The 18,750-nt window shown below is 42.4% G+C and carries 14 protein-coding genes and 3 pseudogenes; 1 reads left to right on the top strand and 16 read right to left on the bottom strand.

Features of this window, described 5'->3' with window-relative positions:
* Positions 1 to 75: 75 nt before the first annotated feature.
* The 4 genes and pseudogenes from HGO26_RS18940 to HGO26_RS18925 all read right to left on the bottom strand — a co-directional run bounded on the left by HGO26_RS18940 (position 76) and on the right by HGO26_RS18925 (position 6,832).
* A complete protein-coding gene (locus HGO26_RS18940; RefSeq protein WP_168827189.1) occupies positions 76 to 2,040 on the bottom strand; it encodes an LTA synthase family protein in 1,965 nt (654 codons plus the stop codon).
* A 219-nt stretch (positions 2,041 to 2,259) separates the two neighbouring features.
* A complete protein-coding gene (locus HGO26_RS18935) occupies positions 2,260 to 4,623 on the bottom strand; it encodes a Tex family protein (protein ID WP_168827187.1) in 2,364 nt (787 codons plus the stop codon).
* Positions 4,624 to 4,785: 162 nt separating this feature from the next.
* A pseudogene (gene greB / locus HGO26_RS18930) lies at positions 4,786 to 5,288 on the bottom strand (transcription elongation factor GreB).
* 620 nt (positions 5,289 to 5,908) lie between these two features.
* Entirely contained in the window at positions 5,909 to 6,832 is a 924-nt protein-coding gene (locus HGO26_RS18925; protein WP_168827185.1) for an IS5 family transposase, read from the bottom strand.
* 581 nt (positions 6,833 to 7,413) lie between these two features.
* Between HGO26_RS18925 and HGO26_RS18920 the strand changes: the two genes are divergently transcribed.
* Positions 7,414 to 8,028, top strand: a complete 615-nt coding sequence (locus tag HGO26_RS18920; RefSeq protein WP_168827184.1) for a hypothetical protein — start codon at positions 7,414 to 7,416, stop codon at positions 8,026 to 8,028.
* 16 nt (positions 8,029 to 8,044) lie between these two features.
* On the opposite strand, the gene HGO26_RS18915 is transcribed toward HGO26_RS18920, so the two are convergent.
* The 12 genes and pseudogenes from HGO26_RS18915 to HGO26_RS18865 form a co-directional block, all read right to left on the bottom strand.
* Positions 8,045 to 8,935, bottom strand: a complete 891-nt coding sequence (locus HGO26_RS18915; protein ID WP_168827181.1) for an IS982 family transposase — start codon at positions 8,933 to 8,935, stop codon at positions 8,045 to 8,047.
* Positions 8,936 to 9,066: 131 nt separating this feature from the next.
* Entirely contained in the window at positions 9,067 to 9,474 is a 408-nt protein-coding gene (locus HGO26_RS22585; RefSeq protein ID WP_247651591.1) for a CZB domain-containing protein, read from the bottom strand.
* 27 nt (positions 9,475 to 9,501) lie between these two features.
* Positions 9,502 to 9,768: pseudogene (locus HGO26_RS22580) on the bottom strand (methyl-accepting chemotaxis protein); the annotation flags it as partial.
* A gap of 987 nt (positions 9,769 to 10,755) precedes the next feature.
* Positions 10,756 to 10,974 carry a FliM/FliN family flagellar motor switch protein gene (locus tag HGO26_RS18905; protein WP_247651589.1) on the bottom strand — a complete coding sequence of 73 codons (219 nt, stop codon included), beginning with the start codon at positions 10,972 to 10,974 and terminating at the stop codon, positions 10,756 to 10,758.
* Entirely contained in the window at positions 10,975 to 11,622 is a 648-nt protein-coding gene (locus tag HGO26_RS18900) for a hypothetical protein (protein WP_168827160.1), read from the bottom strand. It lies immediately after the preceding gene.
* 13 nt (positions 11,623 to 11,635) lie between these two features.
* A complete protein-coding gene (locus HGO26_RS18895) occupies positions 11,636 to 12,640 on the bottom strand; it encodes a hypothetical protein (RefSeq protein WP_168827158.1) in 1,005 nt (334 codons plus the stop codon).
* Entirely contained in the window at positions 12,627 to 13,022 is a 396-nt protein-coding gene (locus HGO26_RS18890) for a hypothetical protein (protein ID WP_247651588.1), read from the bottom strand. Before HGO26_RS18890 ends, HGO26_RS18895 begins: the two co-directional genes overlap by 14 nt.
* Complete coding sequence (locus HGO26_RS18885; RefSeq protein WP_168827279.1) at positions 13,012 to 13,854, bottom strand: OmpA family protein; 843 nt, start codon at positions 13,852 to 13,854, stop codon at positions 13,012 to 13,014. The genes HGO26_RS18890 and HGO26_RS18885 overlap by 11 nt, the downstream gene beginning before the upstream one ends.
* Complete coding sequence (locus HGO26_RS18880) at positions 13,847 to 14,893, bottom strand: EscU/YscU/HrcU family type III secretion system export apparatus switch protein (protein ID WP_168827156.1); 1,047 nt, start codon at positions 14,891 to 14,893, stop codon at positions 13,847 to 13,849. Before HGO26_RS18880 ends, HGO26_RS18885 begins: the two co-directional genes overlap by 8 nt.
* A 4-nt stretch (positions 14,894 to 14,897) precedes the next feature.
* Entirely contained in the window at positions 14,898 to 16,781 is a 1,884-nt protein-coding gene (locus HGO26_RS18875; protein ID WP_168827154.1) for an FHIPEP family type III secretion protein, read from the bottom strand.
* Positions 16,778 to 17,374: a hypothetical protein gene (locus HGO26_RS18870; protein ID WP_168827152.1), complete on the bottom strand. Its 597-nt coding sequence runs from the start codon at positions 17,372 to 17,374 to the stop codon at positions 16,778 to 16,780. Before HGO26_RS18870 ends, HGO26_RS18875 begins: the two co-directional genes overlap by 4 nt.
* A 137-nt stretch (positions 17,375 to 17,511) precedes the next feature.
* Positions 17,512 to 18,750 (bottom strand): annotated as a pseudogene (locus HGO26_RS18865) (hypothetical protein); the annotation flags it as partial.

The following is an 18,750-nucleotide window of genomic DNA, read 5'->3' as shown; positions in this document are numbered from 1 at the left end:
TTGCGCACAAAATTAGCAGGAATGATAAACAAAAATGCCGCTAAAAATAGCGGCATTTTCCATTCTGTTTAACGCTTATTTAGGCAAACGATACAGCTCTTGCTGGTAGGCCAAACTGCCCCACAATGCCCAACTTAAGGCTTTCTTCTCTAGCGCGGCAGCAGCGGGTGGATGAGGCGTTAACTGCTCGTTTTTTTCATTATATTCGAAACCCTGTGCCTCTTTCTCTGGTTGCAGAATGACCACATCTTTACCTTCCATCAGCGCAAAGTTTTTATCGTATTGCATCAGAGCACGCCCTGGCCAATCATCGCTGACCTGAGTTAAGTCACGGCCCAGCATAGGGTAAGAGTCAGATATTCCAATCAAGGATAACAAAGTCGGCGGCAAGTCAATTTGACTCACGATACGATGATCGCGTTTTGGCGCAACATTATCCCCAAGAATTAATCCCGGAATACGAAAACGCGATACTGGCACCAGATCCGCACCACCCACTCGACTGTCATGGTCGGCAACCACGATAAAAATCGTATCTTTCCAATAGTCTGCGTTTTTCGCCAATTTGAAAAACTCACCAACCGCATAGTCGGCATATTTAGCCGCATTATTACGAGTTTGCTTAGGTTGTTCATAAAGTTCGATACGATCATCTGGGAATTCAAATGGATCATGGTTGCTCGAACTAAACACTAAACTAAAGAAAGGCTTACCTTCACTATGCAGACGCTCAAACTCACTGTTCGCCTTGCGCATTAAATCTTCGTCTGACGCGCCCCACGAACCCACGAAGGCCGGAGATTTGTAATCTTTCTGATCTATGATGTCACTAAAGCCGTTGCCCAAGAAGAAGCTACGCATATTATCGAAATGGCTCTCACCACCATAAATAAACTGCGTTGTATAACCATGATTTTTAAGTAATTCAGCAATACTGAAAAAGCCAACTTGGCTCTTACCTAGCTTCACCACAGCACGAGCTGGCGTTGGCGTAAAACCTGTTGTCACGGCTTCGATTCCGCGAACAGATCGTGTACCAGTAGCGTACAAGTTATCGAAGTACCAACCTTCTTTAGACAAGGCATCGATATTCGGTGTCAGGGGTAACCCACCTAAACTGCCGACAAAACGTGCGCCTAAGCTCTCTTGCAGTAGGATCACTAAGTTCTTTGGCTTACCAGTATAACTGGCTTGGTTAAAGCTCAGTGATGGGATATCCGTTGAAGTAAAGGCACTTTCAGGGCGACCACTTTCCAGCCTAATCGTTGCAATAACCTCCGCGTTATCTAGCTTGCCATACACTTTAGAAGCATCTTCTTCACTATCCATCTGCTTGATGGCAAACACCAAGGAATAAGCAGAGTTAATCACTAAAGAGTTCACTAATGGATCGTCAGCAAAGGCCACCAGAGCGGGGTTAAGCGGACGATGACCCAAGGTTGAACGGGCACCTAATATCGTAATTGCGATAACGATTAACGCTAATACTGGACGCCAATACCAGCGTGGAAAGCGCAGGTTTCTCGTCAGTTTACCGCTGAGAACCCAACCGCCCCAGAGTGTACCTATGGTTAATAATATTGAGAAAATAAGCTCAAGCTTACGACCCGCCCACAGCATAGAAAGCACTTCTTTCGGGTAGATCAGATATTCCACGTACAAACGATTCGGACGAAAACCGTATTCTTCAATAAATGCGGGGGTCGATGCTTCTAAAAACAGCATGATCCACAAGCCGACAGTTAACCACACCCGTAAAATCGGCTGCCATAGACGGCCAATAAAATGATCACCTGAAAATAATGCAGTCCCTAAGGCAGCAATACCCCATAACCAACACAGAGTTGCAATATCGACGCGAAAACCTTGAATTAATAGATGCGACCAGCCATCCACAGCGGCCACGCGATCCGCTTGCCACAGCCCTAAAGCGATACGGCTCACAGTGACAATGAAAAGCACTAATAACGAAAAGATAAAGATGACGCGAAAAGGCCCATGGGCATTGTTTCGCCCGCGAGGTGATAAACCAGATTGCATGTGTTACCCCAAAACGTGTAAAAAGAGCCACTCTGCTTTGGAGTGTCAATTTGAAAAAATCGGTGAATAAGCTGTGCTATGACAACCGATTTTGCTTAACGTTGCATTAAATGCCGATTTTATATTCCCTAAGACGACATTTATGCAACAATTTTGTGAGTAACAGGTTAAAAAGTCGACTCGGACATGACGTATGCCCGAGTATTAACATTACAGCGTCTACTTTTTCAGCTTAGCGAAGGCATCGGCAAAGGCATTGCCCATGGCCGCGTTTGCTGGCGCTTTAGGTGTTTGCTTTTGCGCAGGACGCGCAGCCGATTTCGCTGACTGCGGTGTTTTACCGTGATTAGTTCTGGCAGGATTGTGCGGTCTTTGCTGCGGCTTGCTTTGGTCAATAGCTTCATCCAAACGCATGCTCAAACCGATGCGACGGCGCTCAACGTCAACTTCCATTACTTTGACTTTCACCACATCTCCCGCTTTCACCACAGTGTGCGGGTCGCTGATGAACTTGTCGGTTAGAGAAGAGATATGCACCAGCCCATCTTGATGTACGCCAATATCGACGAAGGCACCAAAATTAGTCACGTTGGTCACTACGCCTTCGAGTACCATTTCGGGTTTCAGATGCTTAAGTTCTTCAACACCATCTTTAAACTTAGCAGTTTTGAACTCACCGCGGGGATCGCGTCCTGGTTTATCCAGTTCGGCTAAAATATCCGTCACCGTCGGCAGACCAAATTCCGCCGTAATAAACTCTTCTGCCTTGATGCTGCGCAGTAAATCTGAGTTACCCATCAGGCTCGCCAACTCTACTTGCTTAGTCTTAGCGATAGTTTCCACTAGCGAATAAGCCTCTGGATGCACAGACGAGGCATCGAGTGGATTGTCCCCTTCTCGAATACGCAAAAAGCCCGCTGCTTGCTCGTAGGCTTTAGGCCCTAAACGCGGCACTTTCAGCAGCTCTTTACGATTCTTAAACTGACCATTGGCATCGCGATAATCGACCACGTTTTTCGCTAACGTCTTATTTAAACCAGCCACTTGTGACAATAACGGCACTGAGGCCATGTTGAGATCTACACCCACGCCGTTTACACAGTCTTCCACCACAGCTTCCAGCGAACCCGATAATTGGCTTTGACTCACGTCGTGTTGGTATTGACCGACACCGATAGACTTAGGCTCAATCTTCACCAATTCGGCTAATGGATCTTGCAAGCGGCGGGCGATAGACACAGCGCCACGAATCGACACATCAAGATCAGGAAACTCCAACGCCGCCATTTCCGATGCAGAATACACAGACGCACCCGCCTCACTGACCATCACTTTGGTCAAATGTGGATGGGTATCTTTCACTTCGGCAATCAGCTCAGCGGCCAGCTTGTCAGTTTCCCGTGATGCAGTGCCGTTACCAATCGCAATCAGCTCAACCTTATGCATTTTGACTAAGTTAGCCAAAGTACGGATCGACTTGTCCCACAGATTTTGCGGTGCGTGCGGGAAAATAGTCGCATGGCACAACAACTTACCCGTGTTATCGACCACAGCGACTTTAACACCGGTACGTAAACCAGGATCGAGTCCCATGGTGGCTTTCGCGCCCGCAGGAGCGGCCATCAATAAATCACCTAGATTACGGGCGAAAACTTTAATCGCTTCGGCTTCAGCGCGTTCGCGCATTTGCGAAATAAACTCAGTTTCCATCTGCAGGGCAATCTTAATACGCCATGTCGCCGTCACCACGGTTTTCAACCATTGATCAACGCTGCTATCACCTAATTTCAGCCCTAAATGATCACAGATAATCACTTCGCAGTAACTACCTTGGCCCGCTTCAGCGGCTGGGTCAGCATTCATAGATAAGGTTAAGAAACCTTCATTACGCCCACGCAGCATAGCCAGTGCACGGTGTGATGGGATCTTAGCTAACTGTTCTGTATGCTCAAAATAATCGCGGAACTTCGCGCCTTCTTTCTCTTTGCCTGCAATTAAACGGCTTTCTAACACACTGTTTTGGCTTAAATGCTCACGCACTTTACGCAGTAATTCAGCGTCTTCAGCGTAGCGCTCCATCAGAATATAACGCGCGCCCTCGAGCACAGCTTTAACATCGGCAAAACCCGCTTCGCTATTGATATAGCCTGCCGCTGTAGTCTCGACATCTACGCTACGATCAGCCAGTAATGCATCGGCTAATGGCTCAAGCCCAGCCTCGATAGCGATTTGGCCCTTAGTACGACGCTTAGGTTTGAAGGGCAGGTATAAATCTTCGAGGCGTGTCTTACTGTCTGCCTCGTCAATCGCCCATTGTAATTCTGGCGTTAACTTACCCTGAGCTTGGATGCTAGACAGGATCACTTGGCGTCTGTCGTTCAGCTCACGCAGGTAACCTAAACGCGTGTACAAGGTACGCAGTTGTGTATCGTCTAAACCGCCCGTGGCTTCTTTACGGTAGCGGGCAACGAAGGGAACTGTCGCACCATCGTCAAGCAGAGTGATGGTTGCGGCAACTTGTTGCTCACGAACATTCAGTTCTAGAGCGATAATCTGAGCGATGTTATGTGCATTAGTTTGCATAAATAAAGTGTCGTGCCTAACTGTAAAGTAAGTCGTTATTGCGCCAAAGATACCACAGGCGCCCCGTATGTTTCATGCTAAAGCCTAGGTCAAATCAGAGAGTTTGATCTTTCCCGCAATCCCGTGACTACCGCCGCTATTTTAAGAGCGGCAAGTCTGTGGTTAATTCGCCTCGCTGGCGAGAGTAGTTTCAAAAGGGGTATAACGGATCTGATTGATATACCACTCTTTTGGACCCGAGGGTGTTTGCACTAGCACCTCATCATCCACTTGCTTGCCGATTAAGGCACGCGCCATGGGCGAGTCGATGGTGATATAGCCTAATTTTGTATCGAGCTCATCTTTACCGACGATCCGATAACGCACGCGATCACCGGCTTCATTTTCAAGCTCAAACCAAGCGCCAAAAAATATTTTGCCTTCCTGCTGCGGCGAATAATCGACGATTTTTAATTCTTCAAGCCGCTTCACCAAGTAACGAACACGGCTATCTATTTGACGTAAAAGCCTTTTATTGTATGTATATCCGCGTTTTCACTTCGATCTCCCTGCGCCGCGGCCTCTTGGACTTTAAGGGTGATTTGCGGCCGATATTCCTTCCACAAATACTTCAATTCTTTATCTAAAGTTTGCCACCCCTGACGGGTGATCAAATGCGCTTTCATACTCATTACTCAATCGTTGGATTAAACGACCACAATTGATGCGGGATAATATATTGGACTGATGATACTCAGACTGGACGCTAAAGTTAACTCACTAAATCATCTCTGTGCATAATGGCTTTTAAATCACCTCTTTTGCTGATGCCAATTTAGTAACCATTTCAGCTTCGATCGACTATACATTACTGTTTTCTATCAATATCAATCCAATAAATACAATAGCTGTATTGCCCATCATTAAGCTGGCGGTTCTCGTGCTACAGCCTCAAAATCAAGCCATATATGGTTTTCATATTTCAAAGAAGATAACCCTTACTTTAAGACAGAGTGCGACTAACGGGCTCGTCAATGTAGGGGAATGCGTAAGTGCACTGTCACCTCAGTAGAATGAAAACCGAGCTAGATTTTAGACTGGTATTAAACTGCATTTTACGCACAAATAATTCGACGAACTAACAAGCTTAGCGATACATCTTTGCAGAAAAAAACTGGCCGAATTTGCCAATCGTATAGCAGAGGAAATACCTGACATGCCTGTTTTATTTAACGAACGAGTAGAAATTAGGGGCTTTGTTCCCTAAATCGAGTCAGCGAACAAAACTCTCATCATTGTTCAAATATCAAGCTACATAGTGGGTTTCAGGCATACCTAGCCCAGTAAGCTTGTTCAAAGCCCTAATCATCGCGTAAATTTCTCCCACCTGAGCGTTATAACTCCGCATGCTTAACGTGCCTCCTAGCAGTTGTTTTATCCTGTACATGGCGGTTTCTGAGATTGAACGGCGATGATAACCATACCGTTTTTTCCACTGCTTATTTGAGCCATGAAGCTGTTGCCAACTGACGGCTAAGTTTCGTGGATGCCCTTGTTCCCATAGCGTAGCACCTTCCCTAGGTGGAATAAGCACTAAAGCGCGTTTTCGACGAACGGCTTCGTGACAGGCTTTCGTGTCGTAAGCACCATCACCCGAGATATTGCGGATTTTTCGATGGGTTTGCTTAAGTAAATTGGGCATCACTTCAGCGTCTGCTACACCTGATAAACTGAGTTCTGCGGCAATAATTTCATGGCTATGTGTATCTACGGCAATATGCAGTTTACGCCACACTCGGCGCTTTCCATCTGTGCCATGTTTCTTCACTTTCCACTCACCTTCGCCATAGACCTTCAAGCCTGTCGAGTCGATAGCTAAGTGCTCAATGGCGCCGCGAGTCTTGGTTTTAAAAGCAATATTGACCGTTTTCGCGCGTTTACTGATGCAGGTGTAATGCGGGCAAGATAATGGGATGTCACCCAGTTTAAACACCGAATTGATAAAGCCCTGTAAGGCTCTCAGTGGCATAGAGAAAATACGCTTAACCATCAACACAGTGGTAATGGCTAAGTCGCTAAACACTTGAGGGCGACCTTTCTTTGGCTGCTCGACCTTGGCTTTCCACTTAGTAATTGCATCCTCATCGATCCAGAAGGTAAGTGAACCGCGGTTGATTAAGGCTTGGTTGTATTGCTTCCAGTGGGTTGTTTTATAGCGAGGTTTTGACACGGTTGATGGGTAAGTTGATAGGCGATGCCGATCAGATCTGCGGCTACGATTTTAGTTCAACCTATTTAGGACACAAAGCCTGAGGATGCTTGCTAGATATCTTGAGGTGATGGTGCAGAAAATCTAGCAAGAATGCGGCAGACTACCGTCAATATACTGGAAAAAGAACCAAGCAAATTAAGTCTACGCCGCAAGAGACGCCAAGCCGCAATGAATTCAGCGTTTTTGGTAAGATAATAAATGCTTAAAAAACACTCACACTCTTGCCCTGAGTGGATCCCTAGGTTTTTTATTAATAATTCACAATTTTTCACTTTATAAAAGTAAAAAAATAAAGAATATTGTCACTACTGTTTTGGCGCTCGACGAGCTAATCATACGTATGTAAAAGTTATGTGTGATTTGTATAAACAGAAGCGATCTGAACTTCACCAGCGAAACGCTATGGATGCAAATATTGAGTCATTACCATTTTAAATAGACATTTAATTTGAGTGAAACCATTTATGTGGTCATCCTCTTACAGCAGTGTATTTATTCTATGCACTAGAAATATATTAAACGAACGATGAGGTGTATTTTTGAAAGTTAATGATATAGCGTCACTTTTTGAAGGTTTGAATACGGAAAGTAAAAAAACTCAGAGTTCTTTGCGGATTAGAAGAATTCGTAATGTATCTGATAGCTTATTTAATAATAGAGATAGGGCTATGGAATCTCGTGCACCAACGAGTGGCGCAAAACCGCAAATTGATATTGGTGTTAAAGCAACGGCTGAACAGCAGCAAAATAAACAGGCGTTTATGCTGCTATTAAATGCAAAATTAGGTGCAGGCCCCGTTTCTCCTAAAAAAAATGCGCAACCCAAACTTACTCCAAATACAGAAGTTACGGAACTCAAGCAACAGAACTTATCTTACACTGAACATCCAACAACAGTGGTTACAACTAGCACTCAGCTGGTACCACCACCACCACCACCACCACCACCACCACCACCCCAAAAAAGAGTCTGGGACAACATTGATGGGCAACAGCTTGATCTAAAAAATAAAGCACAGGCTCAAGATAAAGCTGCTAACAAAGTCAAAGCTTCTGATTACGCTGCCAATCAAGCACAGAAAACAGGCTCAGTAGATATGATGGCTGAGCTGAAAGCCAAGCTTGAAGCGCGACAACACACCAAATCTCAATAAATAATCTGAGATCGTTTTAACAATCCATAACTGTAATAGCATTAAACTCTGCGTTAGTGAGGTTCAGTTGTGGCTTATTGTCTTTCAATTGATAGGCGATGAGTCCGGCAATCATATTTAGCATAAAACCATGCACGCTGCGGTGTCTAGAGTGTTCTATTTGAGAGATATTTTTTAACTGGTCGTTGATGGTTTCTATGATGAAACGTCTCGACAGCATCGATCTATCCCACAACAACATTGCCTTCGCTTTCATATTCTTACGCACGTTCGTCACCAACTTCACGCCTTTATCCAGCAATTCACTGGACAGCGCTTTACTGATATACCCTTTATCTGCATAGAGTTTATTCATGTCACTGTGCACCATCTCATTCACCGGTTTTGTGTCATGTACATTCGCAGGCGTCACTTTGGCCGCCACGATTCCGCCTTGATGATTCACAATCAAATGCAGCTTAAAGCCATAGAACCACCCCATGGTGCCTTTACCTCTGCACGCCAGTCCCGCCAAGGTTTCATGGCGATGAATACGTAGGTTATGACACACTTTGATGCTGGTTGAATCAACAAATTCGATGCCAGTGGGGTCACTCTTGAGGCTGGCAAAGTAGCTGCAAAGCGGCACTAAAGTAGTGGGTATCACCTCAAGAAAGCGGGTATAGCTGAGTAAATTAGGAAAAGCAGATTTGTAGAAATGAGCCAGATAGCCGATGTAGAAGTTCTTGAAATCACGGTGGTGGGACATCTGAAAAAGTATGATGATGGTCATCACTTCGCTCATCGTCATACGGCCAGCGCGTTGACGCTTGCGTGTACCATCGGTTAACAGCGTTTTTTTCCATTCTGGAATGAAAACAGCGCAAAAATCATCGACATCGCAAAACACTTCCACTAATTTATGCATAGGCCCTCCGGTGTGATGGGGTTTCTCTTGGTCGAAAGATCCGATCACTTGGAGGGCTATTAGTTCAACATTTCTTATCCCGAGTTCAGGTTATTTAGGAAACAAAGCCGCTTGAAGCGACTTAGTTCATATCAGGCAACTAAACTAGATGAAGCTGCTGCTTTCGATTGCTTTATTTCATCTATGAGCCTCTCAATCGCAGTCGCGACCTGAACAGATGCGTTTTCCATAACCACTAAATGCGCGTTCATTTTATCTACATCGCCATAAGCGCCTGCTACAAGTGCTGCACTTCCCATGTCATGTACTTGTTTATGTGGAGCATCAATCGCTTTAAATGATCTGGATTGACCATATAGTTCGGCCCCAGCTTCCTGAAAGTACCATTTCCCTAAACGACATTCAGTATGTTTATTCACAGTCTCGCCAAATTGCTGATTAGCAATTTTTAAATAAATTGCATTTTTCCACACAACATGATCCAGCTTAACTGTGTTTAAAAACGACACTTGAGATGACGTATCAATCACGTCATGCATATGCAGTGCACAACCACTCATTTTATCAATAACTGTACTTATATCTGCAACCGAATGTGTAATGTCATCGGTGGATGTCACGGTGTCACTCACCCGCAGCGCAATCTGCTCTGTCTGGACTTGCATTGAATTAATAAGTTTTTCTATCTCGGTCGATGCAATATGCGCTTTACTTGCTAATTGCCGTACTTCGTCTGCGACAACTGCGAAACCTCGTCCAGCTTCTCCTGCTCGAGCAGCTTCTATTGCAGCATTAAGAGCCAACAGATTTGTCTGGTCCGAGATTTCCTTGATAGAGCCGATCAAACGAAAAATCTGGCCACTGCTATTTTTCAGGTCACCTACACAAGCTCTGCTTTGTTCAGCTGCCGAGCGTACTATAAGCACTTTATCTTCCAGCAATTTTGATGTCTGCGAAGTACTTGATACCAATTCTTTGACTTGATTCAGAGCGACAGCTTCATCACCAAGCGCTTGTGCCCTTTGCGCAATAGAATTGCGAACAGACTCGGTTAACATAGCACCACTGAGCAAGTTAATCATCATTTCACTTTTTTTATCATATGCTTGTAAAGCGGTAGAGAGTTCAAGCTTGAGATCTTCGATAGTATTTTGAAGTTCTTCAATCTGGAACTGACTCTGCTCATTAATTGCTTGCATCTGCGATTTTAATAAATCGATTTCATGAATGTAACGTTTGTTAAACAAAATTAGTTTTATCCTTAAAGTTATAAACTCGCATCCTATTGGTAATAGTGCAGATTATTTATGTTATTCTAGCTAAATGGGTAAACCAACTTCTAACAAATCCTAGCTATTTTTTGACTCGATTTTCATCCTGCTTGCAATTGAAAAATTAAAAATAATGCTTTCCTCAAAATAATATCACAATGGAAGTTTTTCTAATGGCTTGTTATGGCCAGATTTTATATCTACATGTAGTGGTCAACTAAATTTGGTATGAGTAAATATTTTTACCCTGCACATAGGCATGAATTTAATATTGAAGTTAATCCAAACCAAAAGGCACGAAAAATATTATTAACTCTAATGAGTCGCTTCAATTTCAAATCACTTTTAAATTAACGACAATTAAAAATATAAATCATTATTGCGCCTATTTTAGTAGGCGCAATAAAATAACTACATTACAGAGCAACCAAAAACATAACTAAAACATCCAAATACAAAGATGTACTTAGCCTAGTAAAATACAGATTAAAACTGTTATGAAATATAATTATATTTTATAACCACAAAATGCTAACTTACAATTGAAAATCATTGACTAATATTATTTACTTGTTCAATTGAAACATAAAACAGATCATCAACTTTAATCAGTGTCCCTGTTGCTATCAGTTCATTACCACTTTTTAATAATACTTCAGATTGAACAAAGTCGTTTACTGGCTTAATTTGACTGGTTTGTAAATGATTAAGTTCATCCAATGTCATAGTGCAATTTGCAATAACAACATCTATCGCGATGCGCATCATTTAGCCTCCCTGAGAAATAGAAATAATTGAGCGACGGACATCACGGATCTCTTCTTGAGCTGAGGTAATTTCTGTCATCGTATTTTTAAACTTTTGTTGCTCAGTATCTAAATCGACTTGGATGGTGTCACAATATGCTGTCATAGTTGCATTCATGGATTGGAGTTGATCATAAGTTACGTTTTTAGTGCTCCAATCAGTACCCGCGATCTCTCCAACGCCCTGAGGATTGCCAAGTTTAGTTTTAATGATGTCGTCTATTTGACTCAAAAATCCCGCTGCACTGCCTCCATTTAACTTAGTGCTTTTATCATCACCAGGTTTAGTGTTAGGTAATCTATCACTCATAATTAACCCCCATAGGCGGTTAATTTCAGCAATGGCCTCTGACTTTAATGAAATATTGTCGGCTTTAGCTTCAGCACTTTTTGTCTGTTCTGAAATATATTTTGAAAGAATTGTATCAATCAAACTCAACGGGTCTCGATTGCCCGCTGAAAATAAATAGTTTGAAGATGATGCTTTAACCGCTTTAGTTGCGATGGGAAGCTGGCTCAAAGCTAATTCGAACGCCTGAGACTTAGTCTTAGCCTCTGTCTCAGGCGCGGAAATAACGTTGGTCATAGATCTAGCTTGGATGTCTGCCATATGAGTTTTCCTATTATTGTTGAATAAAATAAACGCGTATTTGATTACTGTCTTTAAAAATGACCTTATTACGTGAAATAGACTGAATCACGCCTAGAAGTGGTACATTACTACCAACCCAATACCGATACTTGTCGTCATATAAATACCCTCTTGATGTCGATGAGTAAAAGATTGAATATGGAAAGTTGGCATTATCAATAACTTGAGTGCTATCATTCCTAACTGAAACGGATGGGATAATATCCTGTAGCCCATTAGCTCTTAGCACAATTGCAGCTTTGGCGTTATCATTGACAAACCAAGTATCATTTATCTTATTAAACGACAAACCATATTCACCTAACACAGCCATAACTCGATTATCAGTTTCAAAGGTCTCAACCTGGATTTGATCACGATCGACTTTATTTATTACCTTATAACTAACAGGCTGCTTCGAATCGCTTGAGACTAATTCCACAACAGGTTGTGAGAGAATTTGCAAATTATTTGCTTCAACAATCTCAGCATTTGCTTGCAAAGCCTCAGGCAACAACAAAAAGGAGGCGCTATTGGGCACCTTAAGCTTGCCATTCTTAACGTAACTACCATTGAGTTGAGTTAAGTGTTCTGCAATTTGCGTGTACTGGTTAGCTTGATATACCATCCACATACCTAGACCCAATCCAGCATTAAGCAACAAAGTTAACATAATGAGTGCTTGATATTTTCGTGCTAGATAGCTTAACCATTGTGGTTTACGTTTACCTTCTTGATAAACAAAAAAGGCTATGCCTCTTAAGCAATAGATACGGCCTGACTTCAGTTTTTTTAATCGATCGTTTTTTCTTGATCCTCTAATACAGATGATATTTTTATCATTGCAAAACTCCCAACGAGTACTTACAGGCAAAATTTCTGGAACATAAAGCGTTTCTGCATCTATATCTTTATTTGACCCTGTAATAACTAGTTTTGGTTCGACTGGTAATATTACGCCATGCAGGTGGCCATCAACGAATTCAACTAACCACATGCAAGTTCAACTCTTGTCTCAATGTATTTGCAATACTCACAGTATCACTCAACGCTTTTAATAAACCTTGAGGATGGTCCGGTAAAGGCATATTACGCACATAGAAATAATCATTCGACTTAAACTTAGCAATATATCCACCCGATGTTAATGAAAAATTAGCATTTATCTTTAACGCAGTATCTGCAGGGAAATGCTCAATATCGAGTTCAACCATAATCAAGATAGTGTTAGCAAGACCAACGCGAGCACCATCTTCAATGCGGCAGCTTACATCACCAAAATGACACAATAATGCTTGGTGTTCATCTAGCGATAGGCTTGAAGCTTGCACTAAGTGAGTAAATTCCATTATAAATAAGGTAAATTTTTTATTTTTCATCGTAATTAAACTTCATCTCAATCATAAAGCGGCGCTGAGTAATACGCTGTTCAGCAGTTGGTAAACCATTTTCAACACTACCGCGTAAAAAAATGGGCGTATTTCTCATACCTTCAGTTTGTAAAAAGTATTTCACGCTTTTAGCGCGCGCATCAGCTAGACGTCGATTACTCTCATAAGCTCCTGATGAATCAGCAATGCCATAAACCAATATGCTTTCTATTGGCTTTCCACGCAGATCTTCAATCATGCGAACCAACATATTTCTACCATCTGGTGTCAGAGCTGATTCATTCACCATAAATAGCTCATTAAATACTAAACGTACGTGTTTAGACTGAGTACGACAAATATCGAATATATTATCTAATGCGCATGATGATTTATCGTCTACTATCCAATATTTCCCATCGTCCGAACTCCAACGATCACCCGCTATAGATCGACCGGTATCAGCTACAGTTGAACGGTCACTGCCAGAAAATTTATTACCATTCACTACATTAATAAGATTTGAATAGAGCCAATAGTCACCTTGACAACTGCTTACCTCGCTTAACGCATAGGTATGTAAATTAGCGAGATAGAGCCTACTTGGATGAGAAGGCGTAGAAACTTCAATACATGTCGTTTGATGCGGTGAACCATCTACATATTCAGGTATTCTCTTTACCCAATAACGTAGATGATCTACATCATCAATCTCAGAAAACAGTAAATTATAAATATCTTGTTTCCACTCATGATCCCATATTATTGAATCATCTTTCACATTCTGGGCACATGAAGTGAGTCCAACTATCACCCCTATCCAAAGCCAATTTCTAAACATTTTTTGCACTTTCCTGCTTATTTAATTCTAAGAGAATAAAAGCGATATGGCGGTAAAACTCTTTAGGAATATAGTCTTCACCAGTACGCATACTTTTATAGAATGCCCTTGCAAGCCCTATATGTTCCAAAATAGGAATATTAAGCGCCTCTAATCTACGGCGTTCATCCAATGCAAATGATTCAGTTGTAATCTTGAGCACGACAGGGACTTTATCTATCATGCAGTCATAGCAAATAGGCACTAAGATATGCGTAGGATTTGCAATAGCAAAAGTTGGTGTACGCCCTTTAGTCATTGGCGCATCCATGACTTCTCGCATTTGCCGTTTGCGTTCAGACTTCATTTCTGGCGAGCCTTCAGTTTCTTTCATTTCATTTTTCATTTCAGTAAACGTCATACGGTTTTTATGATTAAAGTGATAACTCTCAGCCATAAAATCTACACAACCTAAACTTACGCCATAAACAAAAAATAATAAGGAAACCAAACCCACATACAGCATTAGATTATAAATAAAGTATGACACATTGTTTATTTGTGCCAACCTAGTTAATTCTGCGCCACCAATATCAAAAACATATTTAAGCAAAAACAACAAAAACGTTAACTCTAGCACCTTACGTAATGAACGGGATATTGCCTCAATGCCAAATATATTTTTAGCCCCAGTAACTGGGCTAATCTTTTCCATTTTAAGACCTAATGACTCAGTATTAATAACATTCTTATTTAGCATTACCCAACTAATAGCTGCCATGACGAGCTTAATCATTAGCAGTATGAATATACCCCACGCAATCACACTGTAAATAATGTCTAAGCCTGTCTGTATATCTGCATATAACATTACCTCAAACCAATCATTTGACGAATCAAAAATAAAATAAACTGTACCAATAAATATCACTGCAAATACCACTAACTCCATAGTCGGTTCTGCTAGTTCAGTTTTTGGAAACTGACCTTTTTTTCTTAACTCCCGAAGCTTCTTCTCCGTTGGCGGATATTTTTTGGGTTCAGTTGATTCGTTTGACATAAATTTAGATCAAAACTTGTAGTGGTTCGGAACTCACAACACAACTTGGATCAGCTATATCACCATGGCTACATACTGAAATAGTTGATACCACCTGCTGGAAGAAAGATTTAACCGAATTAATTTCATTATCGTTCACAACTAAAGTCGGCTTACTTCCATATAGTGAGGTCATTCGCAGAACTTCCTGGCGTAATGCTGACTGAAGCTCAATTAGGCTATCTAAATCCTCACTCTCTCCCATGACAAAGGTTTCAATGCACTCGGTTAGTTCAGAACTCAACAGCGCAACATAGATTTTTCCCTCAGAATTCATTAAACGTGAGGTGATTTCATATCTTGCTTGATTTCGAATCCGATTGAGCCAATTTTTAGACTCATTATCGATACGAGACCAATAAATTAATGCCTCAAAGAAAGTCACCCTATCGAGATAAAACTCGCGAGCACGGATCATTTCTTTAATCACATCATGGACACGGTTCAAACCAAGTGCCGAGTCGATTTCGTTTTTAATCACTTCACTTTGGCTTGCAAGTCCTTCAATAATATTGCTGGTGTATTGAAGATTATACTTTTCAACTAAGCATTTCCGTAAAAAATATTGCACAATCGTAGCGATATTTTGGGTGGCAGCATCGCTAACAAAAATTTCGTCCCCAAGTACTTCGATTAGCTCTGCAGACTCATCATGTGAGAAGCTATAAATACGAATACCCGAAATATGAACTTCTATATCAACAGTAAGTTGCTCATCTACTGTGATAATAGGGGCGCCGAGGGCTTGGCCCCAAAGTGCTTTTTCAATCTGTACAAGACTAGTTTCTACTAGGGTGCAATGCTGATGTTCCCTTAGCACAAATGTAAGAGATTCATATAGTCCACTGCCGGCAATGCCTGTATTTACGACAGTTTTTGGCTTGCCTTGCACTCGCCACAGTAAGAACGCTGACAGTGTACATAAGATAAATAACGTCATACACACATAGAACAGACTTGGACTGAGTAGACCGAGTAGTAAAATCAAGGCTCCAATAACTAACAGGCTTTTCCAAAAACGGCTAACCTGCTTTGCCATCTGCCCCATAAATGAACTAGATTCTTCATCCCCTTTAATACGCGTGAGATACACACCGCAAGCGATTGATAACAATAAGCTGGGGATCTGCGAGACAAGACCATCACCTATCGTCAGTACAGAGAATCGGCTAACACTTTCAGATAGCGAGAGATCAAACTGATTAACCCCCACATAAATGCCACCAAACAGGTTAACCAAGCTGATCAAAATACCAGCAATAGCGTCACCTTTGACGAATTTCATTGCCCCATCAAGCGAACCAAATAGCCGATTTTCGGTGCTTAAATCAGAGCGTAACTTTTGTGCTTGTTCACCTGTAATAAGACCGCTTTTTAAATCGCCGTCAATCGTCATTTGTCTACCAGGTAAGGCATCCAGAGAGAATCTGGCCCCCACTTCCGCGACCCTTTCGCCACCTTTGGTAACAACTAAAAATTGCACTATGGTGATAATGATAAAGATGAGTAACCCTGAAATAAGGTTCCCTCCCATCACAAACTCCCCCACGGTTTCAATCACATTACCTACATCTTCATTCGCAATAATGTTTCGGGTCGTTGCGATAGACAATAACAAGCGAAAGGTCGTCAGTAACAATACGACCGTTGGTAAAAATGTCACCATTAGAGGTTGATCATTCTCAAGCATGATAACCAGCAGCAACACTGAACTAATAAAACTAATTAAAATAAACAGATCGATCACCACTCCGGGAAGGGTGAACAAAATAATAGTTGGCAACGCAAATGCGATAATCACACTGCTGGGATTAAACTTGATAGGAAACCGACGAAGACGCTTAATCATACCGTCTCCAAGCTAGTCCGTAGTGCTTCAACAATCGACTGAGTTTCTATGCTAATAATCTTGTCGTCATTCTCTATCGTCAGCACGGCGAATCCATTGACATAGGTATGCTCTACAGACAAATGTCTTGCCTGATCGTCTATTTCAGCATGGAGTAAGTCCACAAGATGTCCGATTAAATACTCATTAAGACTCAGTTCTGTTAAACGCAATTTTACGGTTTCAGCGAGTCGGTTTTTCAATTCATCTTTCAACAAACTAAGACTTTGATACTGTTCTTCAACAATATCGACAAGCTGTTGATTGGCTTCGTCAAACCAACGCTCTTGATTAACCTGAAATTCTTCTTCTATCTCATTATATAAATTATTAGCGTGAAGATTGAGCGCCTGCTCTTTCTCCTCGATCAGTTGCACCACTTGCTCTTCAAGCATTTGCTGGTATTGCTCGACTCTCTCTTCTAAAGCAGATAATAACGCCTTAGCCTCGTTATAAATAAGAAGATCAGACTTCTTTATTACGTTTGAGTGACGCTCTTTCTTAAATGCAATCTGTGGAACTAATCGATGCAATGAATTGATTTCTATATACAAGACATACCTCATTCTGGTTTAGAATTTAAGCTTACTAAATCCTTAAATCTCACTACAAAAGAAAAAAAAAGATTAAACCTGAACTCTTATGATTTAATCTTTTCAATTGATGGAGAGTCTGGAGGTTAGCTATTGATTCAAGGCGCTAAAACCAGATGACTTCGAACAATCGGAGAGGTAACAATCAGTTTTCCACTGGCAGTCCCGAGTAAATATGAGCGTCCAGTCGACACTAGATCCAACCCTGAAATTTGCTGGTAATCAGATTTATTCATTCGATTAACGGGATTTAACTGCGACTTAATCTCGGCCCGATCCCTTAAATTATTTAATTTACCGGCAAAATGATTTTGTCCCCGCATACTGGTAGCCCCTTGAGTCAACAGGACCTTCGAATTCAAACTTTTCAAATACTGACCTAAATCTTGTTTTCGCCACTCTTCAAATTCAGCAGAATCTTTTTTACCTCGTAAAGACTCAGGTATAGGTCGCCAAGATCCCATTAACGTGCCAGCCTCTGGACGATCTAAGAACTTAGGTACCCTATGTTGAATATGTCCCCCCGCTCGACCTACTATGCGCGATTCGATCTTACCTAGGTCAAGTTGTGGTTTAGCAGTACTTTTTTGACTCTCAGCGGCAATAACAGGACCAGCTGTCTCAGTCGACACTGGGGTTAATGTATTAACTAACGTTGCAGCAACACCGACTTCACCATCAGTCACATCCGCCACCGATGGCGAACCGTTGCCCATCACAGGTGGGGTTGTACCGCTGCCATTGCCAGCCGCGGAACCACGAGGATGACCAGTCGCGGTACTCGGCGCTGCATCTGGGGTTGTCCCCAAATTACGCCTAGGTCCTTGGGTGTAATTGCTGCCCGTTTGCGCACCCTGACTCAGATTCACAGGTGTTGAACTACTCACCTCCCATTTACGGCCGGTGTATCCTTGTGCTGCATCCGAATTAGGCACCACTGTCGCAGGCGTGTCGTCCGTAGGCACGCCATCCGTCTGTGCCGTAACTGGCGTGTTTGTGGTGTTCGCCGCGACAGGCAGACGAGCTGGTGTATCTGCGACTGCTGTAGGCGCATCGGTTTGCAGGCCATCATCTGTCGTCGATGGCGAACCATTACCCGTTGCAGGAACAGGACCACGAGGATGAGCTATCGCTGAACTCGGCACTGCATCTGGGGTTGTCCCCTGATTACGTCTAGGTCCTGGGGTGTAATTGCTGCCCGTTTGCGCACCCTGACTCAGATTCACAGGTGTTGAACTACTCACCTCCCATTTACGGCCGGTGTATCCTTGCGCAGCATTCGCCTCAGGCACCACTGTTGCAGGGGTGTCTTCCGTAGGCACGCCATCCGTCTGTGA

The organism is Shewanella oncorhynchi (assembly GCF_012584455.1).
Classification (GTDB): Bacteria; Pseudomonadota; Gammaproteobacteria; order Enterobacterales; family Shewanellaceae; genus Shewanella; species Shewanella oncorhynchi.
This window is presented reverse-complemented; position numbering and strand designations above follow the sequence as displayed.

What these genes read in the sequence shown, in the direction of transcription:
- HGO26_RS22585 (WP_247651591.1), bottom strand. Translation starts at nt 9,474, where the DNA reads ATGCATGACGTGATTGATACGTCATCTCAAGTGTCGTTTTTAAACACA.
- HGO26_RS18940 (WP_168827189.1), bottom strand. Translation starts at nt 2,040, where the DNA reads ATGCAATCTGGTTTATCACCTCGCGGGCGAAACAATGCCCATGGGCCT.
- HGO26_RS18885 (WP_168827279.1), bottom strand. Translation starts at nt 13,854, where the DNA reads ATGTTTAGAAATTGGCTTTGGATAGGGGTGATAGTTGGACTCACTTCA.
- HGO26_RS18890 (WP_247651588.1), bottom strand. Translation starts at nt 13,022, where the DNA reads ATGAAAAATAAAAAATTTACCTTATTTATAATGGAATTTACTCACTTA.
- HGO26_RS18935 (WP_168827187.1), bottom strand. Translation starts at nt 4,623, where the DNA reads ATGCAAACTAATGCACATAACATCGCTCAGATTATCGCTCTAGAACTG.
- HGO26_RS18900 (WP_168827160.1), bottom strand. Translation starts at nt 11,622, where the DNA reads ATGGCAGACATCCAAGCTAGATCTATGACCAACGTTATTTCCGCGCCT.
- HGO26_RS18880 (WP_168827156.1), bottom strand. Translation starts at nt 14,893, where the DNA reads ATGTCAAACGAATCAACTGAACCCAAAAAATATCCGCCAACGGAGAAG.
- HGO26_RS18915 (WP_168827181.1), bottom strand. Translation starts at nt 8,935, where the DNA reads ATGCATAAATTAGTGGAAGTGTTTTGCGATGTCGATGATTTTTGCGCT.
- HGO26_RS18905 (WP_247651589.1), bottom strand. Translation starts at nt 10,974, where the DNA reads ATGATGCGCATCGCGATAGATGTTGTTATTGCAAATTGCACTATGACA.
- HGO26_RS18895 (WP_168827158.1), bottom strand. Translation starts at nt 12,640, where the DNA reads ATGTGGTTAGTTGAATTCGTTGATGGCCACCTGCATGGCGTAATATTA.
- HGO26_RS18875 (WP_168827154.1), bottom strand. Translation starts at nt 16,781, where the DNA reads ATGATTAAGCGTCTTCGTCGGTTTCCTATCAAGTTTAATCCCAGCAGT.